The sequence below is a fragment of the Murimonas intestini genome, assembly GCF_024622195.1.
Taxonomy (GTDB): Bacteria; Bacillota; Clostridia; order Lachnospirales; family Lachnospiraceae; genus Murimonas; species Murimonas intestini.
In genome coordinates this window covers 72,593-99,511 of the sequence record NZ_JANKBI010000012.1, presented here as the reverse complement: position 1 = coordinate 99,511, position 26,919 = coordinate 72,593, and the positions used below count along the sequence as shown (strand labels likewise).

Below are 26,919 nucleotides of genomic sequence, written 5' to 3'. Positions count from 1 at the left end.
ATAGCTTTTTCCTATATATGTCATTTATACGTCATTCATCCATGCTGCCGGACCTGAATCCTTCAAGATCCATGGTTATGTATTTAAAGCCAAGCTCTTTCAATAACCTCACCACATCTTCTGAATGGGCTGCCAGCTGTGAAAGCTGTTCTTTTTGCACCTCTATCCTGAGGACATCCCCATGAAGACGGAGGCGTACCAGGCCAAACCCTGCTTCCTTAAGCTTCATCTCCCCCTGCTCAAGCTTTGCCAGTATATCAAAGTCAAGGGGAGTATCGTATGGTATCCTTGTGGCCATACACGGCGCGGAGGGTCTGGACGCCACAGACAGCCCGCATAATGCTGCACAGCTGCGCACTTCCTCCTTGCTTATTCCAAGAAGGGCCAGAGGGCTCTCAGCCTCAAGCTCCCGCACAGCCCGCAGTCCGGGCCTGTATACATTCAGATCATCTGCATTTGTCCCTTCCAATACTGTATATACCCCTCTGTCATGCGCCCATCTGATAAGCTCCGAGAAAAGATGCTTCTTGCACAGGTAACATCTCTCCCTCGTATTTTTCAGCAGCTCCTCATTCTTGCTCTCATCTACATACAGGACCTCAAACTCAGCTTTGCATTCTCCTGCCACCTCTCTTGCAATATCCAGGTCGGCTTTAGGGGAAAGGCGGCTGACAAAAGTAACGCCGTACACCTTTGTGCCTTTCTTCTCTGCCTCTTCAGCAGCTATCTTCAGCAGGAGGCTGCTGTCAACTCCGCCCGAAAAGGCCACGCATATATCATGTTCAGCTTTTTTCTGCATCCATTCTCTCAGCAAGTGCAATTTACTTTCCGTATTATTCATTCTGCCGTCCACCTTTACTGTCCCATCCGTTCCATCCATTCGATATCCTTCTCGCCGCTCTCAGTACCGCCTGATGCCGCCTCAGCGGCTTTGACTGTCTCAGAGAATACTTCCTGGAATCCAGCTCCCGATGCTTCGCAGAGCTTTCTTATGCTCTCATACTCAGGGTAATACTCAGTCCTTCCCCCAAACATACACGCCTTCACCTCTGCTTCTCCAAACCTGGTCTCTACCTTTCCGTATCTGCGCTGCATGGCTGTGCGCAAAACCTCGTGCCTGCGTATTCCTATTGTGGTCGTATGCTTGAATATAAGGCTCTCCATCTCTTCCCGCTTTCCTTCTTCTGTGAGAACATTCAGGATATAAGCCGGCCGATTCTTCTTCATATATGCTGGGACATACCAGACATCCCTGGCCCCTGCCCCCAAAAGCTGCTCCATAGTATATCCCAGGGCTTCCCCTGTACAGTCATCCATGTTTGCCTCCAAGACGACAAGTGTTCCGCCCGGCTCCTCCGCTTCTGCCTCCATCAGCATAGTCCTGAGGATATTCGCATGGTCAAAATCTTTTTTTCCTGCTCCTGTACCAGTCCGGAGGATACGGCAGTTACCGGGCAGCTTTTGTGACGTGGCAGATGCGGCGGCGATAGCTGCGCCTGTAGGCGTTACCATCTCTCCCTGTACATCCAGACGGTGAAGCAAAAGTTTATGCTCCTGCACTATGTTCAGCACTGCAGGTACAGGCACCGGCAGGACTCCATGTCTGCATTTTACGTGGCCGCTGCCCTCATAGAGCTCTGAGAACACGATCTCATCAGCGCCGATATCTTCCAGACAGACAGCTGTGCTGATAATATCCACAATAGAATCAACCGCCCCCACTTCATGGAAGTGGACCTCCTCCACCGGTATGCCATGAGCCCTCGATTCCGCTTCCGCAACAACCCTGAACATACTCCTGGCTCTCTCTTTTACATTCTCCTGCCCCTCAAGCCTGTCTATGATCTCATACACATCCTGGATATTCCTCCCATGATGAGCGTGGCCGTGGTGCAGCCCATCTTCATTATGAGCATGACTGTGGTGCGGCCCATCTTCATTATGGACATGGCCATGATACGCCCCATCTTCACTATAGGCATGGCTGTGATGCGCCACATCTCCACTATGGACATAGCCATGATGCAGTCCATCTTCATTTTGAGCATGACTGTGATGCGGTATATCTTCATTATGCACATGACCGTCATCCTGCTGCTCCTTCAACATAACATCAAAGGTACATGCATCTATGCCGCACTTCTTTGTCCTTCCAATCCGGATATCAAATTCATCTTCCATCCCAAGACTGTCAAGGGCGCCTCTCAGCTTCCCTTCATCAGCTCCCAGATCCAGCAGCGAAGCTACTGTCATATCTCCGCTGATCCCCGAAAAACACTCAAAATACAAGATTTTTTTATTTTTCTTATTCATGTCCCTTCACCGCCAATCTGTTAATCTGTGTTGCTGTATAACCTGCACCATATCCGTTGTCGATATTTACAACAGATATCCCGTTGGCGCAGGAATTGATCATAGTCAGCAGAGCCGATACCCCGCCGAAATTGGCTCCATATCCTACAGAGGTGGGGACTGCTATCACCGGAATATCCACAAGCCCTGCCAGCACACTGGCCAAAGCCCCCTCCATGCCCGCTGCCGCTATGCAGCAGTTGGCCTTCCTGATATCCTCTATCTTTGCGAACAGGCGGTGTATCCCTGCCACCCCCACATCATAGTATCTCTGTACCCTGCTGCCAAAAAATTCAGCTGTCTGGGCAGCTTCCTCGGCTACAGGGATATCTGCAGTCCCGGCTGTACAGACTGCTATCATGCCTGTTTTTTCTGTAATGTTCTGCTCTATCTTTAAGATTCTGGATACTTCATCATAGACGACTCCCGGGACTTTCTTCTTTACAATCTCATATTGCGCGCGGGTAGCTCTTGTCCCCAGCACATTCTCGCCCTGTGCATAAAAATGCTCATAGATTCCCGTCAGATGTTCATCTGTCTTTCCCTGACAGAAAATAACTTCTGAAAATCCCTGGCGTATCTTTCTGTGGTTATCCAGCTTGGCATAACCCAGCTCTGAATAGGGCAGCTCCCTCAGCGCCTCTTTCGCTTTCTCGATTGTGAGAGTTCCCTCCTGCACCTGCCTCAATAATTTTTCTACATCCATCTCCATCCTCCTGTCACTACTGGAAACTGTTCTGCCCTACCTCAAAAAGAGGTTTCGCTGAATCTTCCAGCTTTTCTCTTGCTGTCCTTATATTTCCCGCCTCTGCATCTGTAATGCTTTCCGGCTTGCATTTAGCCACCAGCTTCCGCAGCTCCGCCAGATCTGCCTTGATCTGGGAGCGCACCTTGCGATCCAGCTGCTTTCCGTAAGCGCCCAGCAGGTTCTGTACTACATTTACATATTGCTCTGCGTCACTTCTGATAGCTACCAGCTCCTGCTGCCTGCCGTCCTGCTGTTCAAAGGCAGCTGCCTCCATCCTGGCCCTCTCGATCTCCTCCTCAGACAGGTTATTGCTGGAAGTGATAGTGATCTCCTGCTGTTTGCCTGTAGCCAGGTCCTTTGCTGAAACCTTTACAATCCCGTTTGCATCTATATCAAAAGTGACCTCTATCTGCGGAACGCCCGCCATAGCCCTCTTGATCCCATCCAGCTTAAAATTTCCCAGGAGCTTGTTATCTCTTGTAAATCTCCTCTCCCCCTGATATACCTTAATATCCACAGAGGTCTGGAAATTGCCTGCTGTAGTGAACACCTTGCTCTGCCTTGTCGGGATCGTTGTGTTCCTCTCTATAAGCCTGTTGGCCACTCCTCCAACTGTCTCGATGGACAGAGAGAGCGGGGTGACATCCATCAGCAGGATCTGTGCAGCCGCGCTGCCTTCTATCAGCTCTCCGCTGAGCTTTCCTCCCTGGATAGCCGCGCCCATGGCAACGCACTCATCAGGGTTCACATTCTTAGAAGGTTCCCTGCCTGTAAGCTGGCGCACCTTTTCCTGTACCGCAGGCACTCTCGTAGAGCCGCCCACCAGCAGCACCTTTCCCAGCTGTGAGGGCGATATGCCCGCATCATTTAAGGCACTCTGCACTGGCTCTGCCGTCCTCTCCACAAGGTCATAGACCAGCTCCTCAAATTTTGCCCTTGTCAGTGTAAGATCCAGGTGCTTGGGCCCCTTCCTGTCCATTGCGATAAACGGCAGGTTAATATTTACTGTCATGACTGATGAGAGTTCCTTCTTTGCTTTTTCCGCCTCCTCCTTCAGCCTCTGCATGGCAGTGACATCTTTGGCCAGATTCACCTTTTCCGTTTTCTTAAATTCCTTCACAAGGTAATCCACGATCCGCTCATCAAAATCATCCCCGCCCAGATGATTATCCCCGGCTGTAGCCAGAACTTCGATCACATTGTCGCCGATCTCGATCACAGATACATCAAATGTACCTCCGCCCAGGTCATAGACAAGGATCTTCTGGGGCGCACCGTTATCCAGGCCATAGGAAAGAGCTGCTGCCGTCGGCTCGTTTATGATCCTGCGGACATTGAGCCCTGCGATCCTTCCCGCATCCTTAGTGGCCTGCCTCTGGGCATCATTGAAATATGCCGGTACCGTGATCACAGCTTCTTCCACTGAATCTCCCAAAAAAGCTTCCGCATCTTCTTTCATCTTTTTCAAAATCATTGCTGATATTTCCTGTGGAGAAAAATCTTTTCCGTTTATCTTTTTCCGGCTGCTGGTTCCCATCTCTCTTTTAATAGAGCTGATAGTCCTGTCCACATTCACAGCCGCCTGTCTTCTGGCAGCTTCTCCTATCAGCTTCTCACCCTTTGCCGTAAACGCCACCACAGACGGTGTCGTCCTTCCTCCTGTCTCATTTGGTATTATAACAGGGGCTTCCCCCTCCATCACTGCCACGCAGCTGTTTGTCGTCCCTAAATCAATTCCTATTACTTTTCCCATAACTGTCCTTTCTATTACTGTGCACACCCAATGCTGCACGAAAATCCCGGATTTCACAGCGCAAAACGGCGGTATTTGCCGAACTATTTTTATATTATCATATTTTCATGCATGTGTTTATGAAATAAATATAAAAAGGCTGCTGCCCCGGTCATTATTTCCGGTGCAGCAGCAGTTCCTCCAGTACGAAAACGCCCTTTTCTATTTAACAGCCTCGCAGATAATATCCACGCATTTATCAATACTAAGCCTTCCGCTGTCAAGGATCATGTCATATCCTTCTTTATTATCCCATTTTCTTCCGGAATTGGCGCTGTAAAAATTCGAGCGGCGCTTGTCAAAACGCTTCAGGACATTCTCCGCCTTGTCAGCTGATATGCCATACTCTGAAACGGCTCTTTCTTTTCTCTTTTCCATGTCCGCATGTATGAAGACCCTCAGCAGGTCATTCCGTTCCTTTAATACCCATCCGGCACACCTTCCCACAAGGATGCAGGGGCCCTGGGCCACCATCTCTGTGATCACCCGGGCTTCTGCCAGATACAGGGCGCTCTCTCTTGAGAGGCCTGTACTGTCGCCTGTCGCCGCTTTGGAAATCATTGCGATGGAATACAGGAAACTGTTTGTAGCAGTCTCCTCCAGATGTTCGATCTGTCCGGGTGTGGTCCCTTCCATCCTCGCCACTTCCTCTAAGATTTCCCTGCCGTAGCAGGGGATGCCAAGCTTCATGGACAGCTTCTGCCCTGCCTCGCTTCCCCCGCTGGCATATTCTCTTTCAATCGCAATAACATTGTATCTCATCACACTGCCTCCGCTCTTTCAAACTGGCTGTTGTACAGGTTTGCATAGAAGCCGCCTGCCGCCAGCAAATCTTCATGGTTGCCCTGTTCAATAATATCCCCGTCCTTCATAACAAGGATCAGATCAGCATCTCTGATGGTGGAAAGCCTGTGTGCAATGACAAAACTGGTCCTTCCCTTCATCAGATTATCCATAGCCTTCTGTATCTGGATCTCAGTACGTGTATCCACTGAGGATGTTGCCTCATCCAGAATCAGTATCTTATTGTCGGCCAGGATCGCCCTGGCGATGGTCAGAAGCTGCTTCTGCCCCTGAGAGATATTGCTGGTCTCTTCATCAAGCACCATGTTATAGCCGCCAGGCTGTGACATGATAAAACGGTGTGCGTGCGCAGCCTTGGCTGCAGCGATAACTTCCTCATCCGTGGCATCCAGGCGCCCGTAACGGATATTCTCCATAATAGTTCCGTGGAACAGCCATGTGTCCTGCAGCACCATGCCGAACAGTTCACGAAGCTCGCCCCTGTTGAAGTCCTTGATGTTATGCCCGTCAATTAAAATTCTGCCTGTATTCACATCATAGAACCTCATAAGCAGTTTAACCATAGTCGTCTTGCCTGCTCCTGTAGGACCTACAATAGCCACCTTCTGTCCCTGTTTTACCCCGGCGGAGAAATCATGGATGATGATCTGGTCAGCATTGTATCCGAAAGATACATGTTCGAAGTCTACATTTCCTTCAATCTTTTCCACAGATACAGGATTTTCAGACTTCTGATCCTCTTCCTCCTCTTCCAGGAATTCAAATACACGCTCCGATGCTGCTGCTGTAGACTGGAGCATATTTGTTACCTGTGCGATCTGCTGGATAGGCTGTGTAAAGTTCCTGATATACTGGAAGAATGACTGGATATCACCTACTTCTATGCTGCCCTTGATCGTAAGGAATCCGCCAAGAAGGGCTACCATCACATACCCCAGGTTTCCCACGAACTGCATGACAGGCATCATGATGCCGGAGAAGAACTGTGACTTCCAGGCTGATTCATACAGCTTCTGGTTTGTCTTCTCAAAGGTATCCACTACTGCTTCCTCTTTATTAAATACCTTTACCACATTATGGCCGCTGTACACCTCTTCTACCTGGCCGTTCACCTCACCCAGAAATCTCTGCTGGTCCTTGAAGTATTTCTGTGAATGCTTCATCACGTTGCCGATGATTATCATAGACACCGGAAGGATCAGTACCGCTGCCAGGGTCATCCATACATTGATGCTCAGCATCATCACGAACGCACCTATCAGTGTGGTCACGGAAGTGATGAGCTGCGTAAGGCTCTGGTTCAAACTCTGCTGGAGAGTATCCACGTCATTTGTCACACGGGAGAGCACTTCACCGTGGGTCCTGCTCTCAAAGTATTTCAGTGGTATCTTATTAATCTTAACTGAGATATCTTTTCTCAGGCCATATGTCACATCATTTGAGATGCCTGTCATGATAAACCCCTGTATAAATGAAAGCGCTGCGCTGACAAAATACAGGCACATTACAAAGAACAGGATCTCGACTATTTTGTCAAAATTAATGCCGCCCGTTCCATTTACTTTTGCGACCAGGCCGTTAAACAGCTCCGTAGTCGCTTTACCTAATATCTTGGGCCCGATGATGGCAAAGATAGTGCCGCCCATGGCAAAGATCATCATTAAAAGCAGCCGGAACTTATATTTGCCCATATATTTGATTAACTTTTTCATAGTGCCCTTGAAGTCCTTGGCCTTTTCACCAGGCATCGGACGTCCGTGGCCCATAGGCCCTTTTGGCCTTCTTGCTGTATCACTCATTGGCTAATTCCTCCTCTGACAGCTGGGACATTGCAATCTGCTTGTAAACATCACAGTTTTTAAGAAGTTCTTTGTGTGTTCCCTGACCGGCCACATGTCCCTCATCCAGTACAATAATATTGTCAGCATGCAGAATTGTACTGATCCTCTGTGCCACGATCAAAGTTGTGGCATCCTTTGTCTCCTGCTTCAAGGCTCTTCTGAGCACTACATCTGTCTTATAGTCAAGGGCTGAGAAACTGTCGTCGAATATATATATCTCCGGCTTCTTTGCAATAGCCCTGGCAATAGAAAGCCTCTGCTTCTGTCCTCCTGAGACGTTCGTTCCGCCCTGGGCGATAGGTGACTGAAGGCCTTCCTGTTTCTCGCTTATGAAATCCCATGCCTGTGCGATCCTGGCCGCCTGCTTCACCTCTTCCTCAGTGGCCTCCTCACGTCCGTATCTCAAGTTAGAATCAATCGTTCCTGAGAAGAGCACGCCCTTCTGCGGAACATATCCCAGCTTATCTCTCAAATCCTTCAGAGTCATATCCCTGACATCTACTCCGTCCACCCTGATGCTGCCTTTTGTCACGTCAAAGAATCTGGGGATCAGGTTGACAAGCGTACTCTTGCCGCTTCCTGTACTTCCGATAAAGGCAACTGTCTGCCCTTTTCTGGCTGTAAAATTAATGTCACTCAGAACATTTTCCTCAGCCCCCGGATACCCGAAGGACACATGGTCGAATTCCACTTCCCCTATACGGCCTGCCTCTGCTTTTTTAGAAGATGACGGATCATGGATAGAAACCTCTGTCTCCAGGATCTCATTGATTCGTTTAGCAGATACACTGGCTCTCGGAAGCATGATTGAAAGCATTGTAATCATAAGGAAGGACATGATGATCTGCATTGCATACTGCATAAACGCCATCATATTTCCTACCTGCATATTTCCTGCATCGATGGCGTAGGCGCCATTGTATACGATCAGGACAGTGATCCCGTTCATAATGAGCATCATAGCCGGCATCATAAATGTCATGCAGCGGTTTACAAACAGGTTCGTCTTAGTCAGATCCCTGTTGGCTTTTTCAAAACGTTCTTCTTCATGCTTTTCTGTGCTGAAGGCACGGATAACAGGTATACCTGTCAGGATCTCACGTGTGACCAGATTCAGCTTATCGATCAAGGTCTGGAGAATCTTGAACTTAGGCATGGCCACTGCAAACAGGAATCCCACCAGAGCCATGATCAAAAGTACTCCTACTCCCAGTATCCATGTCATGGAAGAGTCTGTCTTAACAACTTTCAGGACACCTCCCACACCCATGATCGGAGCGTACAGGATGATTCTAAAAAGCATGGTCATGAGCATCTGCACCTGCTGGATATCATTAGTGCTCCTGGTGATCAGGGATGCTGTTGAGAAATGGTTAAGTTCTGTACCTGAAAATGAAATAACCTTGCTGTACACATGGTTTCTCAGATTCCGGCCCATACTTGCCGCCAGCCGGCATGAAAGGAAGGTTACAAGTATAGCTGCGAGCATTCCCAGAAGCGCCAGCCCCAGCATCTTAAGCCCTGTGAGTATGATATAGTCAGTCTGCATCTTGTCCGCATCCTTACCCATTTCCACATACTCCTTCTGGACAAATGACGTGGCAGCCTGGGTTACGATCGTCTCCGGCATATCCCCCATCTTTTCCGTCATGGCAGACATCATCTGGGAGAGCTGCTCTTTTGGCATCTGCATGAGCACCTGGAAAATATCAGCGTCCGCCGGCAGATGCATCTGCTCCTTCATCTTCGCTGTCTCCTCATTGTCTTCAGACATGCCTGATACTGCCAGCATAGGCACTCCAAAAAGTGAGTTCAGCTCATCTCTTGTCTCTTTATCAATTTTATTCAGTGTATAGATACCATCTTTAACTGTATACTGCTCTTCAACCTGCTTCTGCTCCTCATCACTCATAAATAAAAAGAGCTTCTGCATTGTCTCTTCCCTGATCTCCTCCGGTACGCCGTCCTCAACACCCTTTTGCTGGATGCCTACATTAACGATCCTGGAAGTGTAGTCAGGAAGGGACAGATCACAGTATGCCTGTAAGAACAACAATGCTACTATCATGATGATAGCGTACCACTTATCCTTTACATAGCGAAACATCTTTAACATCGTCTTTTTCCTTTCTTGCTGCCTTAATCTTTTCTAAGTTATCTCGTAACTGCCAGGTACCTTCACAGTTACATTTCTTCTTTGTCAGTCCCCTGCTTCTTTTCCAATATGGACATATCATCCAGGTTCTCGATCATCTGGGCGAACAGCCTCCTCATCAGGCACTTCTCACTCTCTGTGAACCCTTTAAAGGTGTACTGTTCCAGTTCATCCGCCAGCTCATGTGTCATATGATACATTTCCATCCCTTTTTCGGTCAGGTAATTATGGCTGACTCTCTGATCCCTTTCATCCGGAAGCCTCTTTATCAGTCCGGAATTCTCCATCCTCCTCAATGAAACTGTCACCGTAGGCGGCTTGATATGGAGCTTCTGGGATATCTCCCGCTGGCTCAGGCCTTCTTCCTTCCCCAACAGACGTATCAGAGGAATCTGCCCCGGATGTACTCCCAGATCTGTAATGTATCTGAATACCTTTGAAAAATACAGATGATATATCTTCATCAGCATCATCTGAAGGGACTCCTCCTCTTTATGATCCAACAACGTTTTTTCACCTCCGGATTTTTAGTTAGTCGTCTAATCTAGAATAGTGCACTTCTCCCAAAAAATCAACCTATTTTCCTCTTTTTAATACTTTTTTTAGAAATATTGTCCAATTTTTTAATTAGTAGTCTAATTTTTAATTTATTCAATCAGGTATCCCCAGTGCCTGTTTTCTCTAAAAGAAATGCCCCGCAGCAAGCTGCGGGGCACCATCCCGGGAACGTCCCGGCGTTCTTATTTACAGTTTTACAGTATTATTTATCATCTGTTCTCCAGCGGAACATATTCAGCCTCTTCCATTACGCTCATATAAGCCGGACGGATGATCTTGTCAACATTGATAAGCTCTTCTATCCTGTGTGCACTCCAGCCCACGATCCTGGCAATGGCGAATATAGGCGTGAACAGTTCGATGGGAATGTCCAGCATGCTGTAAACAAATCCGCTGTAGAAGTCCACATTGGCGCTTACGCCTTTATAGATCTTCCTCTCTTCTGCAATTACCTTAGGCGCCAGAACTTCTATCATGGAATAGAGTTCAAAATCTGACTCTCTGTGTTTTTCCTGGGAAAGCTGTTTTACGAATCCCTTAAACACTTCAGCCCTGGGGTCTGACTTGGAGTATACTGCATGGCCCATACCATAGATAAGGCCTTTTTTATCAAACGCTTCTTTATGTAAAAGCTTCTTTAAGTAATCTTCTACTTCATCCTGGTCTTTTAGGTTCTTTACATGCTTGCGCAGGTCGTTCATCATCTCCACAACCTTGATGTTGGCGCCGCCGTGCTTCGGTCCCTTTAAGGATGACAGTGCGGAGGCCACAGCTGCATATGTATCTGTTCCTGAAGAAGTCACCACATGTGTTGTAAAGGTGGAGTTATTTCCGCCGCCATGCTCCATGTGAAGCACAAGCGCCATATCCAGAACGTGGGCCTCTACTTCGCTGTACTTCTTATCCGGACGGAGAAGCCTGAGCAGATTCTCCGCTGTAGACAGCTTGGGGTCAGGACGGTGGATGTACATGCTCTCGTCCCTCTCATAGTGGTTAAATGCATGATAGCTGTACACTGCCAGCATCGGCATAACACTGGTGATCATCAGGCACTGGCGGAGCACATTGTCCACGGATATATCAGAAGCCTTGGGGTCGTATGATGCAAGTGTCAGGATACATCTTGACAGTGAATTCATGATATCCTTGCTGGGAGCCTTCATGACAACGTCTCTGACGAAATTAGTAGGCAGCTTCCTGCAGTAAGAAAGCAGTCCCTTGAACTCAGCCAGTTCCTTATCATCAGGCAGTTTACTGAACAGAAGCAGGTATGCCACTTCCTCGAAACCATATCTTTTTTCTCTCACGACTCCGCCTACCAGATCATGGATATCGTAGCCACGGTAGAAAAGACGTCCGTCACACGGCTGTTTGACACCGTCAACTACCTTGCTGGATTCTATCTTGGATACTTTAGTGAGCCCGGCCAGAACTCCATTTCCGTTTTTGTCACGAAGTCCTCTCTGCACATCATATCTCGTATATAATTCTGCATCAATTTTTCCGGTTTCTACACATCCCTGCGCAAGGCCGCTGATTGTGTTCATAAATTCTTTACTGTTCATCATACAAACACCTCTTTCTATACAAACAAGTCACTCTTGTCCCTGGGGCAGGATCTTTTCAAGATTGTGACGCATCTTGCCCAAAACCCTCAGAAACTGCTCCATTTCCTCCGGCGTGACTCCCTCCTGCAGCATTGACCAGAAATTGCTTCTGATCTTCTGCATCTCCCTCAGCACCTGCTCTGCCTTTTCGGTCAGCTTCAGATGAAAATACCTCCGGTCCCTGCTGTCCGGCTCGCCATCCAGATATCCGCACTGGATCAGTGACTCCACTGACTTTGAAACAAGGGATCTGGACAGGGCACGGCATCTGGCGATATCACCGGCCGTATCCATAGGCGCAAAATTCTTCAGGAATAAAAGCACGTCGATTTCATTCTGTGTCAGTTCATAGTGTTTTCTTGTATCCGACCACATCCTCTCATATAGCTTTTTAACCATCTGAGATGATACGATAAACGCTTCTCCTGTACTATATCGCTTGTATAGGTCTTCCCCACAATCGGTTTTTTCTTCCATATTATGATCCACGCTGCTTTCTATTAATTCACTCTTGAACTGTTTACAAATGAATTATACTGGATTATTAATTGAATTACAAGTATAAAATTGTTAATTTTTTGAAAATTCTGTTAAAATATGTATTCCAAAATACTTTCTCAGGCCTTCTCTCAGCTCTTCCCCATCCTTGAAGACAACCTGCTCAGTCTTCCCGTCCTTCTCTATTGTGACCGTATCATCCCAGAGTCTCATGTTCCCGTCAGCAAGGCATCTGTTCACTATTCTTCTGGCCCTGAAATAAGAATCAGGATGCTTGCAGCAGAAGAAGCTGGGAGCCACAAAGTCCATGGGGTACTGTTCCTGCTCCGTAAAACGCACAAGACCTTCTTCCCCGTCTTCTTTTTCCCGTGAAATCTCCCACTCATGATGGGATATCTGCCTTACCCTGAACCAGGTATCCTTTACTCTCTGACGGCTGCCGTCCGACAGCAGCAATGCCCCCGCAGGCATGGGTCCGCCGTACCCCACATCACAGAAATGCCAGCCTTCCTCCAGCTTTACCAGCAGGACGCGGTGCAGGGGCTGGGGCATATAATCCTTCCCGCGCACTATCCTGCCCATACATGCCTTTGTCTCAAACCCCAGCTGCTCCAGAAGCTTCTGGAAGAGGGCGTTTAGTTCAAAGCAAAACCCTCCCCTGCCTCTTGCCACCACCTTTTCATAAATATCCCCGATATTTAAAGACACATCCCTGTCCAGATCATAAATATCAAGATTCTCAAAGGGAACAAATATCTGGTGGTTCCTGATCAGCCTGTCCAGGCATTCCCTGTCCTGCCTTATTTCCTCTGACGGGCCGCACGATATCCTGTCCAGATAGTCCTGGACATTCTCTATGGGCTCCCAAAGCCTTTCAAACATGATACCCCTCCAATCCACTTTTCATTTTTATCTTAAGTTTCTGATCTTTTCTATCAATGCGTCCACGTCTTCTTCTTTCGTGGCCCAGCTGGTACAGAAGCGCACGGCGCTGTGCTCCTCATCGACCCTCTCCTGGTATGTAAAGCTGAAGTCCTTCCCCAGCTCTTCCAGCTCTGTATCCTTGAAAACAGGAAACTGCTGGTTCGTCACACTCTCCGCCAAAAATGTACATCCGTGTTCTATAAACGCCTCTTTCAGCTTCATTGCCAGCTGATCCGCATGTCTGCTGATCTCAAAATACAGTCCATCCTCAAACAGCGCCTGGAACTGTATCCCAAGAAGCCTGCCCTTAGCCAGCATGGCGCCCTTTTGCTTCATTATATATCTGAAATCTTCCTTCAGCGCAGGATTCAAAATTACTACAGCTTCCCCAAACAGCGCTCCCACCTTTGTGCCACCTATATAGAATACATCACACAGAGCTGCGATGGAGGGCAGGTCCAGATCATTCCCCTCCGCCATCAGGCCATATCCCAGCCTGGCTCCGTCCAGGAAAAGATACAGGCCGTATTTTTTGCAAACCCGGTACAGCTCTTCAAGTTCTGCCTTAGAATAGAGTGTTCCTATCTCTGTGGGATTGGAAATGTACACCATCTTAGGCTGTACCATATGCTCAAATGAATCATCATGAATATGGGCCTCGCACATCTTTTCCACCTGGGCAGCCTCTACTTTGCCGTCTCTGCCGTTAACTGCGAGCACCTTATGGCCGCAGGCCTCTATAGATCCTGTCTCATGCACATTAATATGTCCCGTGCAGGCAGCGATCACTCCCTGGTGTGTGCGCAGGGCAGCATCTATCACCGTGAGGTTTGCCTGTGTCCCCCCTACCAGGAACTGGACATAGGCGTCTTCTCTGCCGCACGCCTTTTTAATTGTCTCTCTGGCCTGTTCACAGTATTCATCCTCCCCATATCCCGGAGTCTGCACAAGATTTGTCTCCATCAGCCTGCGAAGGATCATCTCATGTGCTCCTTCTGCATAGTCACAATTAAATCTGATCATTTTAATTTTCCGCCTTTCTTCTCCAAAAATTTTCTAAATCATATGAGATATTTAACTATCCGATGCCTTTATAAATGATGCTGAGTATAAATACAAGGCCGGCCAGAAATACATATACATATTTTGCCATGAACTTAAACAGCTTTCCTACCGGCTTATCTCTTCCGATATTTAACTCTGCCGATATCCTGCCGGTTCCAAGGACCCAGTATATAATAACAGCGCCCAGAAGAGCTCCGAACGGAACTACATATATGGTAATGATATCCATCCATGTACCCATGTACGGCTCATATTCCAGGAACAGCCCTATTCCCAGCACAACCGCGCCCACAAAGAGCACTGCTGCCTTTCTGCCCCATTTAAATTTCTTCATCACTGCCTCAGCGCACACCTCAAACATATTTACGAGTGAAGTGATTCCTGCAAACAGCACTGACACGAAGAAAAGTACTGCTATGATCCTTCCTGCCGGCATCTGTGCAAAAATCTTCGGAAGTGTGATAAACATCAGGGGAGGCCCTGAATTGGGGTCCATGCCAAAGGCAAAGACTGCCGGTATGATAGCCAGCCCCGCCAGAAGAGCGGCACATGTATCCAGCAGTGCCGTCTGCCCCGCAGCCTTTGTGATATTCTCTGATTTACCCAGATAGCTGCCGTATATGATCATCCCTGAGCCTGTGATAGACAGGGAGAAAAATGCCTGCCCCATAGCCATGATCCATGTCATGGGGTCCGCCAGCTTCTCCCACTGGGGAACAAACAGATAGCTGTATCCTGCCCCCGCCCCCGGAAGGAACATTACGCGCACAGCCACAATTGTAAACAGTACAAAAAAGGCCGGCATGATGATACGGTTTACCTTTTCTATCCCTTTGAGCACTCCGCCCACCAGCACCAGCACTGTAAGAGCCACTACTGCCATGTGCCAGAATACGCTGCCAAATGAACCTGTGATCTGGCTGAAATAGGCTTCCGACTCTGTCCCCATGAGCGTACCGCCCACAGCTCCAAAGAGATATCTGAGCACCCAGCCGACAATAATAGCATAGCCGATCGCAATGCCAAAGGACCCCAGCAGCGGGATTCCTCCCAAAAAGGAACCGCCCTTCTTTCCTCTTGTCTTCAGAGCATAATCATATGAGCCTACAGGCCCGGTCCCTGTCAGCCGCCCGAGGGCGAACTCACCTGAAAGCCCCACCGCCCCGAACAATATGACAAACAGGAAATAGAGGATCAAAAATGCCGCTCCTCCGTACTGTCCCACCCTGTAGGGAAACATCCATATATTTCCCATACCCACGGCAGACCCCACAGAAGCCAGGACAAAGCCTATCCTGCTTGTAAATTTTGTGTTTTTTTCTTGTTTCATTACTTGTCTTCTTTCTCCTCCTGTAATCATTTTCTGTAAGTCTCTTGCAGATGTATGTTACCATATGCATGAGATAAAAGCCAGTAATTTTCCCCATTGCTTTTCACAGTTTAAACAGCTATAATTAATCTTACTTAAAATCCACAAAGGAGTACAACCGATGAAGAAAAAAACAAAGCAGATCCTGGCAATTGCCGCCGTCGTCCTGCTGGCCGGCCTCTATATCGCCACCCTGATCCTCTCCCTCATGAAAAGTGAGATGGCCCAGAGCCTGTTCAGAGGCGCTGTAGCATGCACCATCCTGATTCCATGCCTGCTCTATGTGTATATGATGGCATATAAGATGCTCAGGGGCAAGGGGAATGACGATAAAATTTCCGGTATTGATACTGAAAATGAGAAAAAAGAGATTAAAGAAAATAAGAAGCAGCAAGGTAAACAGGGAACTAAAAATAAATAAGATAAAATAGTAACTATTCAGCAGGTCAGTGCATTTACTGCACAGACCGTAAGAAAATGAGTCAAGGGTGCAAAAAGGCAGTTCCGCATTTTCATCGTCGGTGAAAACGGACTGCCTTTAGCTTTGTGCATATTTATGATCAGCAGGTTATTACAGGTATTTTTTCTCTGTGTGCTGCACTCTCCCGCACCCTCAGGGGCTTTGCCCGCCGGCTGGCTCCATCAGGATTTTTTATTGTATAAAAGCATCTGCGAATCTCCTGCCGGCGGATATCCCGGCCGATAAAAACCACCTTTCCGGCCTGTTCCTTCTCCATTCCCGTCACAGAATAGCGTCCGTCCGCCACATCAAACTGGAATATCTGGTTTCCTGCCTTTAAATGTCCTTTTGCCCGGCAGATATCGCCAAATTCTCCAAAAATGATTCTTTCCATCATTAGAAACAGTTTTTCCGGGCTTTCCAGAAAAACACCGCTCATGGAAAATGTATCCGGCAGTTCCTGCCCGCCGGCCTTCTCACATTTCAGCGATTGCCCGTCATATCCCTTTTCCAGCAGACTGTTCCACCAGTCCTGCTCCATCTGGGTATAGTGCGCTGTAAGTATCCTGGCATGAGGATTCCACTCCCGCAGCTTCTTTTCCAGCAGAGCCCTCTCCTGATCTCCGGCCTGCTCCATCTTGGATATAATAACCGTATGTGCTTCCGCAATCTGGTCTCTGTACAGCTCCGTAAATTCCTGTCTGTACCGTTCATAACTGTACCCATCCACTATTGTTACAGGAGCCAGCAGTGATATCCTCTCATATTCGATCTCTTTTAAGCTCTGGATAATGCTGCTTAACATTCCGACTCCCGTAGGCTCTATCACAAGATATTCCGGATCTACAGTATTGGCGATAGTCAGGACCGAAGCGGCAAAATCTCCTTTCATGGAGCAGCAGATACATCCCTCCGCCATTTCCCATATATTCACTTTTCCCGGCGGAATATTATCCTTCAGGCTGTCGCCGTCCACCCCCACAGAGCCGTATTCATTTTCCAGAATAGCAAATTCTCTGCCTGTGTGCTTTGCGAGAGCTTTAATAAAAGTAGTCTTGCCTGCTCCTAAAAAGCCCGATATGACAAGTATCTTCATAAGCTTTTTCCTAGTCTTCTATTTTTACAACCGGCTTGATCAGGTCTGCAGGCTTGTCACGCATGAGGAAAAGAGCCTCTTCCACATGGTCCCATCCCTCAAATACATGTGTGCTCAGAGGAGAAAGATCCAGTTTTCCTGAAGATACAAGAGCGCCCAGTTTTTCCATACGAAGTCTTCCTCCAGGCATAAGTCCTCCGTTGATCTGCTTGTGGCCCATGCCTACTCCCCACTCAACACGCGGAATATCAATAACATCACCTGAGCCTAAGTAGTTTACATTGCCGATCTTTCCGCCCGGTTTCAGGCACTTTACAGCCTCAGAGAAGGTCTTTACGCTGCCTCCGGCGATCACGATCTTGTCAACGCCCGCTCCATTTGTCATTGCAAGCACCTGTTCTGAGATAGGTCCGTTCTTATAGCTGATAAAATCTGTGGCTCCATATCCTTTTGCCGCTTCCACACATACCGGCCTTGTCCCTACTGCAATTATCCTGGCAGCCCCGCGAAGGTTCGCTCCTGCCACTGACATAAGTCCCACCGGGCCGATCCCGATCACCAGTACAGTATCGCCGAACTGTACATCTGCAAGCTCTACCCCGTGGAAACCTGTGGGCACCATATCAGAGAGCATACATGCATCTACTGTATTGATATTGTCCGGAAGAAGTGCAAGATTTCCATCCGCGTCATTTACATGGAAATATTCTGAGAATACTCCATCCTTAAAGTTAGAAAATTTCCAGCCTGCCAGCATTCCGCCGCTGTGCATGGAGTATCCCGCCTGGGCTTCCAATGAATTCCAGTCAGGTGTGATAGCCGGCACTAAAACCCTGTCGCCAGGTTTGAAGTCTTTTACCATCTCTCCGACTTCAACTATTTCTGCACATCCCTCATGGCCTAATATCATATTGTGGCGTTCTCCGATCGCCCCCTCCCAGAGTGTATGTACATCAGATGTGCAGATCGCAATTGCAAGCGGCTTGCAGATTGCATCCATAGGCCCGCATTTTGGCCTTTCCTTCTCAATCCAGCCGGATTCTCCGATCTTAAGCATTGCATAACCTTTCATTTTGTATCTCCTTTCAAATATCAGCTCTTTTTTTTAAGTATGTTAAAAATATAACATACCATATTGAGATTATAACACTAAAAGGTTATGTAATCAATTAATAATGTTTCGGGATATTCGCTAAATTATCGTATACATATCTGTGCATATTCCATAAAGGTCATCAATACATATCTTTCATTACCTGAATGGCCGGCTTAAGTCCCAGCCCAAATCTGCTGCAGCCGGCCTGCGCCATCCCGCGTATAGTTTCCACAGTGCGGATCCCGCCTGCCGCCTTCAGCCTGATCCTTCCCCTGGCCTGTGAAGACATGATCCTGATATGTTCAAGCTGCGTTTTTTCCTGATGCCACCCTGTGCTTGTCTTTACATAGGCTGCTCCGGCCTCCGCACACAGATCTACAGCACGGCGGATCTCTTCCTCTGTTAAATACGGCGTCTCTATAATTACTTTTACGGGTATACCTGCAGCATTATCTATTACTGCCATGATATCCTCAGACACATAAGCATATTCCCCGCTTTTAAACGCTGTCAGGTTCATCACCATATCAATTTCCCCGCAGCCCATCTCACGCAGCTCCCTGGCCTGCCGCCCCTTCTGGAGGATGGTGTCGCCGCCCCCCGGAAAGCTGACGACTCCTCCTGCACTGATATCCGGCTCCCTGAATAGTCTCTCTGCCACATAGGAACTGAAGGCCGGAAGTGTAAACACACATGCAAACCTGTATTTTTTCGCCGCTTCAATCATCCGGTCGATCTCGTCTCTTGTGTGAAATGCCTGAACACAGCTGACATCAATATGCCTGGCAAGCTCTTCTCTGGTTTCTATTATTTCTTCTGTTACAAGCTTTTCTGCTATAAGTTTTTCTGTTACAGCTTTTTCTGTTACAGCTTTTTCTGTCATAGCCTTTTCTGTCATTTGCTCCTCCCCTGTCCGCATATCTCCACTTCATATCTGCTCCCTATGATCCTTACATGGTCCATGCATACGGGCCTGCTGTCTTTATAGCATGTCCTCTGCACTACCAGCAGCGCATCCCTGGGCTTAATCTCCAGAACCTGGGCCTCCATAAATGAGGCCGATACGGCAAATATCCTGTCTTTTGTGCTGTCAATGGTGATTCCATAAGTTTCCTCCAGGAACTGGTACAGAGCTACAAACTTATTCTCATGCGCCTCTATCCCCGGCACAAGGGAATATGGAATATAGTTTTCCATTAATGTGACCGGGCTTCCGTCCGCCAGCTGCAGCCGCTGGACCCTGGCAACAGGCGTGCCCGGCAGAAGCTCCAGGCTTTCGGCCACTTCCCCCGCCGCTTCAATTACATCAATCAGCATACTTCCCGTCGTGACTGTATACCCCTTTTTCCTGAGGGATTCTGTGACTGACGTTACTTTGTTATAATCCTGCTTTGCCTTCTGGCCGCATACTCGTGTTCCGCAGCCCTGGCGCACTTCTAATATACGCTCCTGGCTGAGCAGCTTTATAGCCTTGCGCACTGTGGTCCTGCTCACCTTATATATTGCCTCCAGTTCACTCTCCCTGGGCAGAAACCCATTTGCAGGATAAGTGCCCTTTTGTATCTCAGATTTCAATTCCCTATATACTCTCATATAGGCCGGTTCATTTTTATGATTTTCCATTGTCTGACACTCCAAATAAATTTTCTTGTAACTATTCAGCAGCCTCACATGAAACTGCCTTCTATGCAATGGCATAATTCCCACTCCGTGCTCATTATACCATATCTGCGATATAGTATCCCTCTGGGAGATGCGCACTTCGCTTCGCTGTGGCGCGTATAATGTCTAACGACATTATACCATATCTGCGATATAGTATCCCTCTGGGAGATGCGCACTTCGCTTCGCTACGGCGCGTATAATGTCTAACGACATTATATCATATTTCCGCTGTCTGTGCTTCACTTGTATCTCCCATACCGAAAAAGGATGAGACCCGTAAATCCGGGTCCCATCCTTTCTGTATACGGAACAAACATGTTCCACTTCCTTCATATTTTCCCTTACAGCAGGGAATTAAAATGCAAAAGCAAATTCATCTGCCGGCTCATCGCCCATCTGCAGCATGGCCAGCACCATATTCGGAAGGGTTATCTCCTTTTTGTAGGTAACTCTCACTTTTTCTTCCGGCAGGCAGCTGATTGGAATATAGTCTTCTGTGAAAATGTCTGTAGAGCTTCCCGCTGCCCGGACAATACGTTTGCAGAAGGTAACATATCCTTCCCTCTTGCACTTCATCATCTCGCGCTCATATATTGTCATGGGACCGGGACTCAGATAATTCAATGTACTCTGCAGATAAAAATCTGCAAACAATAGTTTTTTATGGTTCTTCATCCACTCTATGTCGCCCTTTAACAGCTTCTCACATTCTTCTCTTGTCATCTTCTCACATTTTTTATAGAAGATGCCGTTCTGTTTGTATTTCTTTTCCATATATATCTGGCTGTCGTCATCATTCTTAATACATAAAAAATAGTCTGGCGCCCCTTCCTCGCCTCCTACAAACCGCTGTTTCTTAATGGTATAGCTTTCAAATTTTTTCTTAGGCTGTTCTAAAAGAAGCCTCTGTTTCAACAGATCGTACTTTTCATCGTCAATGGTGTCGTTCTCTTCGTAGTACATGGTATAACGCATTCAATTTCCCCCATTCTGTCCAAAAACCTTTAGCATTTTCCCCTCAAAATGCTTCCTCAATTTACAATATTTACTATATCAGGGATTTGTGAATTGCTGGTGACAAAGTTCTGAAATCTTTCTTAATTCTCTTAAGAGGGCTCTGACATTTCATTAACAAGATGCAAATATTTTGTAATCCGTTGATTTGACAAATATATCCCTCTTATATTATGATGTAGTTATTCACCGGACGCCATGATGCACCGCGCCGGATTTAGGAGGTCTTATTTATGATAGATACTGTCATTCTGGATATAGGAAACGTTATGGTAAGTTTTGACTGGCGGGCATATCTGGACCGTTTTGAATTCGGTCCTGAAAAAAAGGCTGCTATAGCCAAGGCCACTTTCCAGAGCCCCTACTGGCAGGAGGTAGACAGGGGACTTATGGCAAAGGAAATGCTGCGCCGCCGTTTCGTTTCTGCTGCGCCGGAATATGAGCCGGAAATCTCCTATGTCTTTGAGAACTATCCCACTCTGCTCAAAGAGTATCCTTACGCCATTCCCTGGGTCAGGGATCTGAAGGCAAGAGGATACAAGGTTTATTACCTGTCTAATTATGGCAGATGGCCCTACGAGCAGTCCAAAAGCCAGCTGGGTTTTATGGACTACACAGACGGAGGCCTTCTTTCCTATGAAGTACATATGGTAAAACCTGAGCGCACCTTTTACCTGGAACTCCTTGACCGCTATGACATCATACCCGACCATGCCGTCTTCCTCGATGACATGCAGGTCAATATCGATGTGGCCCGTTCCCTCGGACTGCACGGGATATTGTTTACAGGGTATGAGGATGCCGTAGAAGAACTTGCTCTGCTTGGAGTATAAAACCGAAAAAAAACTGACAGAACCCGTGTTACTGTTCACGGAGTGAACAGTAACGAACCTGTTTTCTGTCAGTTTTATGTTAATGGACATCCATTGTTATAAAATAATGATATCTATAATTTCCAGTGCCTCTGTTTTCTCAAACCTCAGCGCCAGTTCATACTGTCCGGCGGGCATCTGAATTTTGCCCGAAATAGAAGATACCTTATCTCTATCTCCATCTGCTGTAACACTTCCTGCCAACCGGTCATCCATGAAAATCCGGATATTTCCTTTTCCCACGCAGGCGACATTAATTTCCTTCCATGCTTCTTCACTTTTAACATAGCGGAACACTGCTTCGTCCCCATCGGAAATATTCATTAATCTTTCTGAATTTTCCCGGCATGTGTTATTGACACCGATATAGACCGTACCTTTTAACTGGCATGCCTGATATCCCATAATCTTTTCTCCGGGTGCAAAAGGCATTCCCACACCCTGGGAAGTCATTTTCACTTCATTGATAGTGCCATCCTCATTAATCGTGACAGGTTCTATGCAAAGCCTCCTGTGCTGCTGGCTGCCTCTGCTGCAGCGGTGGTAGAATACATACCACTGCCCGTTCACACACTCAATAGAACCATGATTATTCCAGCTCGCCGGATCACACCCGTCATTGTCTATGATAATACCCTGATATGTAAATGGCCCTAAAGGAGATTTTCCTGTGGCATATCCGAGAGATGTGGGTTTTCCCCTCTCCATATCTGCATAAATGTAATAATATGTATCTCCGATCTTTCTGACAGAGGAACCCTCATGAAAAAAATGTTCTTCCTCTGTAACCAGGCCGTCCACGACGGCGTCCTCATCAAAGGATACCATATCCGGGTTCAATTTTACTCCATGGGAAAATAACTGCCCCCAGTAGTAATATGCCTGACCATCATCATCAATAAAGACCGCCGGATCAATTCCCCCGCAGGGAAGCTGAACCGGATCCGAAAAAGGCCCTTCCGGCCTGTCTGAGACCGCAACCCCTTCGCTGTCGTCCTGCATGCAAAAATAAAGATAGTATTTTCCATCCTTTTCTATGCAGTCCGGTGCAAATAAAAGCGCCGCTTTTTCTCCCTCATCCTCTTTTTCAAATGCTGCTTTCATATCATTCCCTTTTTTGGCCTGGTCATCCAGCATTTTCCGGATAAACGGAGTTGGTCTGCTCCAGTCTATCCCTGGGTACTTTGGCGCATCAGGATTATTGAACCAGGGAACATCATTTCCATTAAAGGCCTCCTCATGTATGGTCCAGTGAACCATATCCGGTGTGGAAACCACATAGTATTTTTCGCTGCAGTATACGTCTTCCCTGTCATCAAAGCTACCATATATATAAAGCCTGCCGTCCGGCATTACATGGCCTTCGCTGTCTGGTATATGATACTCCAATGGCAGCACCGGGTTCCTTGTATTTTTTAAATTTATCACAATAATACCTCTCATCTTCTAAATTCTATCCTGCTGTTTACAGGTTTTCCGCGCTGTTTCAGGCTGCCTGTCTCAACCTCATACCCCATATTTTCAGGTATCTCTATTTCCAACACTACCTCTTCCTGCAGTTCCTTTACGTGTACGCTGATCCTGCCGCTTACAGAACTGTAGCTGCAGCTGAATTCTTTTACGGAAGGCGGCAGGTACGGGCTGATCTTAACCTTCTTAAAGCCCGGTTCCTCCGGGATGATCCCTGCTATCCCATTATAGTACCATTCTGTGATATGGCCCATCATATCATGGCAGTGGCTGCGGGGATTCTTTTCCCAATATTCACCCAGGGTCGTTTCCCCATCCATTACAAACGCATAGTAACTGGGGTGTGTTTTGTTTAAAATAAATTGTGCAGTCAGGTCATTCATTCCATATCTGCGGGCAGCCTGTATCACATATGGGAGCCCTACTTCCCCCGCTATAAATGCCTGCTTCTCTTCCAAAGACATTCTAAAGGCCTTTACCACATCCTCCGTCTTCTCTTCAGGAACCATTCCCCAATAAAGGGGGAGCGCCTGACTGGCCTGAGTTATAAATATTTTCTCAGGATGATCCCATGCCCGATAACACCACATATTTTTCTCTGTATCCCATATGAGCAGTTTTTCATTATAATTTTGTCTCACCCGGGCGGCAAATACCTCCAGCTTACCAGCATCATCAGCTCTCCCCAAAATATCAGCAAATTTTTTCAGAGTTATGGTATCCGCATACAGAAACACAGTCTCTATATTTTCTCTCAGCAATTCTCCTTCCGGATTCCCCCAATCCCCCAGGCCATGGCTGATAAACCCTTCTGCTGTCATTTTTGTTTTTAAATGGTCCAGATATCTCATTCCGGCTTCATAATTTTCCTGAATGATTCTTATGTCACCATAAAATTGGTAATGCCACCAGACTCCTAAAATACATGTGCTCCCCCAGGCTATAATATCATAGAAACTGCCCATTCCGGGGACCGGCATCACATTAGGCATATAGCAGGGGCACTGCGAGGGCATCAGGCCGGTTCCCGGCCATATCTTGTTCCCTTCAAAATCGTAGAAATAGTCCTCCACCGTATGCTGGTCTGTCCGCATATCCAGCAGAAATTTTTCCCAGAGCTTCCTCCCGTCTTTCATATACATGATGGAAGGAGCCATCAGGTGGTTGGGCTCCTGCCAGGCAAAACGTTCTATAGCAGGACAGTCCGTGTGGACGCTTACCATGTTTGCCTCCACTGCTTTTTCTACCAGATCATAGATCTGCTCATAACGCTTGTCATCACATGTAAATGTGCCGTCCGTTTTCCATGCACTGGATACAGCATGTGCCTTAATGCTGCGCAAAAGCGGCTCTGTCTCTGTGTAAACCTTTTCAACTGCCATATATCTGCCTGCAAAGTAAGTAAACTTCATCCTGAAATTTTCCCACTCCCCATCCTCCCCCAAAATGAAAGTAATGCAGGAGTCTACGTTCACCCACCCTTTTGCATACTGGTCTGCATCCCCGTCTGCCGTCAGCTTTTCCGCAGGATAAAATTTCAGCATATCTCCCTTTTGTCCGCATGCCTCAGCCTCTAAGATCCCTGACATATTTTGCCCGAAATCATAAATTTCTCTGCTGCCTGTCTTATGCAGAAACCTGCCTTCATAAGTATGTATCACTTTTACCGGGGGCTGGAACTGTTCCTCCAACTTTCCTTCAGGCGCCTCATTTTCCGGCACAGCCAGGACCTGCTCCCAACAGGAGTCATCAAACCCTGCCCCGCTCCACCCTTTTTGTCTTAACCGCCCGTCAATTATCTCCGATCCATAGACATTGCTCATCACTACAGGATGCGCTTTCTTTCTAAACGTCTCATCTGCACTAATTATATCCATACTCCCGTCTTTATAAAGTATCTTAAGTTCCAGGGCGAAAACAAGATACTTTCCAAAAGGTTTATAGCCATTAGGATTCGGCGGCATAAATTCCGGGAATTTAAAAGTATAATATTGGTCTGTCTTAATGAACCACCCGTTTCCTACCTCTGCCCCCAGAGCGTTCTCTCCCGGCCGGAGATAATCAGTCACATCGAAGGTCACATACTGGATCAATTTCCTATAATTTGTCCATCCCGGGTCCAGCTCATGGTCACCCACTTTTTTCCCGTTTATATAGAAAATAAATTGCCCAAGGCCGCATACCCTGGCCACCCCTTTTTCTATCTCTTTTCCGATCCGGAATTTCTTTCTGACATAGAATGGTTCTGCTGTCCCGGCAGTAACCCATTTCTCTAATGCTGCCATAGGCTCCTTTACTCCCTTTCACTTATAATCGTTAAATAATTACTCATAATCGTAACTGTTCAGTACCCTCACAGTTACATGCTAAAATCCATTTAAAATCGCCTGCGGCGATGGGATTTTTGCACCCTTGAATCATTTTCTTACGGTCTGTGCAGTAAATGCACAGACCTGCTGAATAGTTATTCATAATCTTCTATTTTCCACTCATCTAACCATTCTATGTACACTTTGTCCTTATCAAATTTTAAAGGAAGCCAGACATACTCGGACACAGAGGAATTTATCCTCATATCTTTCGCATCTTCCGGTGAAAACACAAATTCAGCTGCCGGGTCAAAAATCCTCCTGAATTTTTCCTGAATCAAATCAGAATACTCACCGCTTTCCCATTTATCTCCTGCTAATACTGGCAATTCCGGCCTCCAGCGGTCTGCAAGCGCTATATACAGGTCTTTTTTTCCCGGATGCTTAAAGACTGATGTGATCTGTGAATTAAAAGAGGTCTTTGTCGTATCATTCAGGTGCGGATTCCCCTGTATTTCATATGGCCCCATCCAATCCGCTGCTGCCGATGCCTCTGATGGGTTGGAATAATACCCGGTTGTGCCGGACGTAATCATATAATGCAGGCCGTTTCTGTAAAAATATGCGGGAGCTTCCCGGGCATCCGGCGGAGCAGTATGCGGAAAGTGTTCGGTATACTCCCCAAGTACATCCGTATAATCATCATTCAGCCGCACAATATAAATGCTTGTATGAGGTCTCTGGCTGATCAGATATCCCTTCTTTGTTTTATCATCAGCTTTCAGGTCGAAATCTCCCACATTTAAGCCGCAGGGATTAACCCTGCGATTAATTATTTTGTAGGGTCCAAGTAAATGATCTGAGATAAGTACTGTAAAGTATGGCGGTTCCCCCATAATCTTCAGCCACGCCACATATTTCTGTGTAGTTTCATTATAAATGATATGGGGCCTGTCCATCATAGAAGCAGGGTGCAGGGGAGAAGTTTCATCTTCCGTATCAGGCGGAATAATGATTCCCTCGTTTTTCCAATTATACATATCTTTCGAGGAATAACACCTCACCCCCCAGTGCCAGATATTATTCTCTCCTGTGGTTTTCTCTTTATTTTCACCGTACCAGTAAAAAGTATCACCCACAGAAATTATACTTCCGCCGTGTGCCTGTATCCTGTTTCCATCCGTATCCAGCCATGGCTGGCCGGGTTTTATTGATTCATACATT

23 protein-coding genes are annotated in these 26,919 nt (G+C 47.1%); 2 read left to right on the top strand and 21 right to left on the bottom strand.

The genetic code is table 11. From position 1 onward, the window contains the following. Positions 1 to 31 precede the first annotated feature (31 nt). The 13 genes from larE to NSB28_RS16265 all read right to left on the bottom strand — a co-directional run bounded on the left by larE (position 32) and on the right by NSB28_RS16265 (position 15,674). Positions 32 to 880 carry an ATP-dependent sacrificial sulfur transferase LarE gene (gene larE / locus NSB28_RS16325; protein ID WP_243134656.1) on the bottom strand — a complete coding sequence of 283 codons (849 nt, stop codon included), beginning with the start codon at positions 878 to 880 and terminating at the stop codon, positions 32 to 34. After that, a complete protein-coding gene (larC, locus tag NSB28_RS16320; RefSeq protein WP_109624910.1) occupies positions 856 to 2,313 on the bottom strand; it encodes a nickel pincer cofactor biosynthesis protein LarC in 1,458 nt (485 codons plus the stop codon). The genes larE and larC overlap by 25 nt, the downstream gene beginning before the upstream one ends. After that, positions 2,306 to 3,058: a nickel pincer cofactor biosynthesis protein LarB gene (gene larB, locus NSB28_RS16315; protein WP_109624911.1), complete on the bottom strand. Its 753-nt coding sequence runs from the start codon at positions 3,056 to 3,058 to the stop codon at positions 2,306 to 2,308. The genes larC and larB overlap by 8 nt, the downstream gene beginning before the upstream one ends. 16 nt (positions 3,059 to 3,074) lie before the next feature. Continuing rightward, positions 3,075 to 4,853 (bottom strand): molecular chaperone DnaK, encoded by a 1,779-nt coding sequence (dnaK, locus tag NSB28_RS16310; protein ID WP_109624912.1) that lies wholly within the window; start codon positions 4,851 to 4,853, stop codon positions 3,075 to 3,077. A 201-nt stretch (positions 4,854 to 5,054) separates the two neighbouring features. Beyond that, positions 5,055 to 5,654, bottom strand: a complete 600-nt coding sequence (locus tag NSB28_RS16305; RefSeq protein ID WP_109624913.1) for a cytidylate kinase-like family protein — start codon at positions 5,652 to 5,654, stop codon at positions 5,055 to 5,057. Further along, positions 5,654 to 7,495, bottom strand: a complete 1,842-nt coding sequence (locus NSB28_RS16300) for an ABC transporter ATP-binding protein (protein ID WP_109624914.1) — start codon at positions 7,493 to 7,495, stop codon at positions 5,654 to 5,656. Before NSB28_RS16300 ends, NSB28_RS16305 begins: the two co-directional genes overlap by 1 nt. Next, positions 7,488 to 9,653 (bottom strand): ABC transporter ATP-binding protein, encoded by a 2,166-nt coding sequence (locus tag NSB28_RS16295; RefSeq protein ID WP_109624915.1) that lies wholly within the window; start codon positions 9,651 to 9,653, stop codon positions 7,488 to 7,490. The genes NSB28_RS16300 and NSB28_RS16295 overlap by 8 nt, the downstream gene beginning before the upstream one ends. Before the next feature lie 68 nt (positions 9,654 to 9,721). Next, positions 9,722 to 10,198 carry a MarR family winged helix-turn-helix transcriptional regulator gene (locus NSB28_RS16290; RefSeq protein WP_257497468.1) on the bottom strand — a complete coding sequence of 159 codons (477 nt, stop codon included), beginning with the start codon at positions 10,196 to 10,198 and terminating at the stop codon, positions 9,722 to 9,724. Between the two features lie 261 nt (positions 10,199 to 10,459). Next, entirely contained in the window at positions 10,460 to 11,818 is a 1,359-nt protein-coding gene (locus NSB28_RS16285) for a citrate/2-methylcitrate synthase (RefSeq protein ID WP_109624917.1), read from the bottom strand. 27 nt (positions 11,819 to 11,845) lie between these two features. Continuing rightward, positions 11,846 to 12,334 (bottom strand): MarR family winged helix-turn-helix transcriptional regulator, encoded by a 489-nt coding sequence (locus NSB28_RS16280; protein ID WP_109624918.1) that lies wholly within the window; start codon positions 12,332 to 12,334, stop codon positions 11,846 to 11,848. 93 nt (positions 12,335 to 12,427) lie between these two features. Next, on the bottom strand, positions 12,428 to 13,237 hold the full coding sequence (locus NSB28_RS16275) for an arylamine N-acetyltransferase family protein (RefSeq protein ID WP_109624919.1): 810 nt from the start codon (positions 13,235 to 13,237) through the stop codon (positions 12,428 to 12,430). Positions 13,238 to 13,264: 27 nt separating this feature from the next. Beyond that, on the bottom strand, positions 13,265 to 14,302 hold the full coding sequence (locus NSB28_RS16270) for a threonine aldolase family protein (protein ID WP_109624920.1): 1,038 nt from the start codon (positions 14,300 to 14,302) through the stop codon (positions 13,265 to 13,267). 55 nt (positions 14,303 to 14,357) lie between these two features. Further along, positions 14,358 to 15,674 carry a sodium-dependent transporter gene (locus NSB28_RS16265; protein WP_109624921.1) on the bottom strand — a complete coding sequence of 439 codons (1,317 nt, stop codon included), beginning with the start codon at positions 15,672 to 15,674 and terminating at the stop codon, positions 14,358 to 14,360. Positions 15,675 to 15,834: 160 nt separating this feature from the next. Between NSB28_RS16265 and NSB28_RS16260 the strand changes: the two genes are divergently transcribed. Beyond that, the gene (locus NSB28_RS16260) at positions 15,835 to 16,134 is read left to right on the top strand and encodes a hypothetical protein (RefSeq protein ID WP_109624922.1); all 300 of its coding nucleotides are present in this window, start codon (positions 15,835 to 15,837) and stop codon (positions 16,132 to 16,134) included. A gap of 139 nt (positions 16,135 to 16,273) precedes the next feature. Here NSB28_RS16260 and NSB28_RS16255 read toward each other — a convergent pair whose 3' ends face one another. From NSB28_RS16255 to NSB28_RS16235, 5 genes are all read right to left on the bottom strand, one after another. Next, on the bottom strand, positions 16,274 to 17,269 hold the full coding sequence (locus NSB28_RS16255; protein WP_109624923.1) for a CobW family GTP-binding protein: 996 nt from the start codon (positions 17,267 to 17,269) through the stop codon (positions 16,274 to 16,276). Positions 17,270 to 17,279: 10 nt separating this feature from the next. Next, complete coding sequence (locus tag NSB28_RS16250; RefSeq protein ID WP_109624924.1) at positions 17,280 to 18,341, bottom strand: NAD(P)-dependent alcohol dehydrogenase; 1,062 nt, start codon at positions 18,339 to 18,341, stop codon at positions 17,280 to 17,282. Between the two features lie 163 nt (positions 18,342 to 18,504). Continuing rightward, positions 18,505 to 19,263: a deoxyribose-phosphate aldolase gene (gene deoC / locus NSB28_RS16245; RefSeq protein WP_257497469.1), complete on the bottom strand. Its 759-nt coding sequence runs from the start codon at positions 19,261 to 19,263 to the stop codon at positions 18,505 to 18,507. Further along, complete coding sequence (locus NSB28_RS16240; protein WP_109624926.1) at positions 19,260 to 19,988, bottom strand: GntR family transcriptional regulator; 729 nt, start codon at positions 19,986 to 19,988, stop codon at positions 19,260 to 19,262. Before NSB28_RS16240 ends, deoC begins: the two co-directional genes overlap by 4 nt. Positions 19,989 to 20,384: 396 nt before the next feature. Continuing rightward, positions 20,385 to 21,005, bottom strand: coding sequence for a VTC domain-containing protein (locus tag NSB28_RS16235; protein ID WP_109624927.1), 621 nt, complete (start codon positions 21,003 to 21,005; stop codon positions 20,385 to 20,387). Between the two features lie 272 nt (positions 21,006 to 21,277). Here NSB28_RS16235 and NSB28_RS16230 point away from each other — a divergent pair, with 272 nt between their 5' ends. Continuing rightward, the gene (locus tag NSB28_RS16230; protein ID WP_109624928.1) at positions 21,278 to 21,877 is read left to right on the top strand and encodes an HAD family hydrolase; all 600 of its coding nucleotides are present in this window, start codon (positions 21,278 to 21,280) and stop codon (positions 21,875 to 21,877) included. Positions 21,878 to 21,973: 96 nt separating this feature from the next. On the opposite strand, the gene NSB28_RS16225 is transcribed toward NSB28_RS16230, so the two are convergent. From NSB28_RS16225 to NSB28_RS16215, 3 genes are all read right to left on the bottom strand, one after another. After that, positions 21,974 to 23,344 (bottom strand): family 43 glycosylhydrolase, encoded by a 1,371-nt coding sequence (locus NSB28_RS16225; RefSeq protein WP_109625268.1) that lies wholly within the window; start codon positions 23,342 to 23,344, stop codon positions 21,974 to 21,976. A gap of 11 nt (positions 23,345 to 23,355) precedes the next feature. Then, a complete protein-coding gene (locus NSB28_RS16220) occupies positions 23,356 to 25,671 on the bottom strand; it encodes a family 78 glycoside hydrolase catalytic domain (protein ID WP_109624929.1) in 2,316 nt (771 codons plus the stop codon). 179 nt (positions 25,672 to 25,850) lie between these two features. After that, positions 25,851 to 26,918: a family 43 glycosylhydrolase gene (locus tag NSB28_RS16215; RefSeq protein ID WP_109624930.1), complete on the bottom strand. Its 1,068-nt coding sequence runs from the start codon at positions 26,916 to 26,918 to the stop codon at positions 25,851 to 25,853. Between the last annotated feature and the right edge of the window lies 1 nt (position 26,919).

Bases quoted from the DNA above. Each gene is read 5' to 3' on its own strand.
- NSB28_RS16260 (WP_109624922.1), top strand. From the start codon at position 15,835: ATGAAGAAAAAAACAAAGCAGATCCTGGCAATTGCCGCCGTCGTCCTG.
- NSB28_RS16265 (WP_109624921.1), bottom strand. From the start codon at position 15,674: ATGAAACAAGAAAAAAACACAAAATTTACAAGCAGGATAGGCTTTGTC.
- NSB28_RS16280 (WP_109624918.1), bottom strand. From the start codon at position 12,334: ATGGAAGAAAAAACCGATTGTGGGGAAGACCTATACAAGCGATATAGT.
- deoC (WP_257497469.1), bottom strand. From the start codon at position 19,263: ATGACAGAAAAGGCTATGACAGAAAAAGCTGTAACAGAAAAAGCTGTA.
- NSB28_RS16270 (WP_109624920.1), bottom strand. From the start codon at position 14,302: ATGATCAGATTTAATTGTGACTATGCAGAAGGAGCACATGAGATGATC.
- NSB28_RS16305 (WP_109624913.1), bottom strand. From the start codon at position 5,654: ATGAGATACAATGTTATTGCGATTGAAAGAGAATATGCCAGCGGGGGA.
- NSB28_RS16300 (WP_109624914.1), bottom strand. From the start codon at position 7,495: ATGAGTGATACAGCAAGAAGGCCAAAAGGGCCTATGGGCCACGGACGT.
- NSB28_RS16220 (WP_109624929.1), bottom strand. From the start codon at position 25,671: ATGGCAGCATTAGAGAAATGGGTTACTGCCGGGACAGCAGAACCATTC.
- NSB28_RS16235 (WP_109624927.1), bottom strand. From the start codon at position 21,005: ATGCGTTATACCATGTACTACGAAGAGAACGACACCATTGACGATGAA.
- NSB28_RS16240 (WP_109624926.1), bottom strand. From the start codon at position 19,988: ATGGAAAATCATAAAAATGAACCGGCCTATATGAGAGTATATAGGGAA.
- larE (WP_243134656.1), bottom strand. From the start codon at position 880: ATGGATGGAACGGATGGGACAGTAAAGGTGGACGGCAGAATGAATAAT.
- larB (WP_109624911.1), bottom strand. From the start codon at position 3,058: ATGGATGTAGAAAAATTATTGAGGCAGGTGCAGGAGGGAACTCTCACA.
- NSB28_RS16285 (WP_109624917.1), bottom strand. From the start codon at position 11,818: ATGATGAACAGTAAAGAATTTATGAACACAATCAGCGGCCTTGCGCAG.
- NSB28_RS16250 (WP_109624924.1), bottom strand. From the start codon at position 18,341: ATGAAAGGTTATGCAATGCTTAAGATCGGAGAATCCGGCTGGATTGAG.
- dnaK (WP_109624912.1), bottom strand. From the start codon at position 4,853: ATGGGAAAAGTAATAGGAATTGATTTAGGGACGACAAACAGCTGCGTG.
- NSB28_RS16215 (WP_109624930.1), bottom strand. From the start codon at position 26,918: ATGTATGAATCAATAAAACCCGGCCAGCCATGGCTGGATACGGATGGA.
- larC (WP_109624910.1), bottom strand. From the start codon at position 2,313: ATGAATAAGAAAAATAAAAAAATCTTGTATTTTGAGTGTTTTTCGGGG.
- NSB28_RS16295 (WP_109624915.1), bottom strand. From the start codon at position 9,653: ATGTTAAAGATGTTTCGCTATGTAAAGGATAAGTGGTACGCTATCATC.
- NSB28_RS16255 (WP_109624923.1), bottom strand. From the start codon at position 17,269: ATGAAGATACTTGTCATATCGGGCTTTTTAGGAGCAGGCAAGACTACT.
- NSB28_RS16275 (WP_109624919.1), bottom strand. From the start codon at position 13,237: ATGTTTGAAAGGCTTTGGGAGCCCATAGAGAATGTCCAGGACTATCTG.
- NSB28_RS16230 (WP_109624928.1), top strand. From the start codon at position 21,278: ATGATAGATACTGTCATTCTGGATATAGGAAACGTTATGGTAAGTTTT.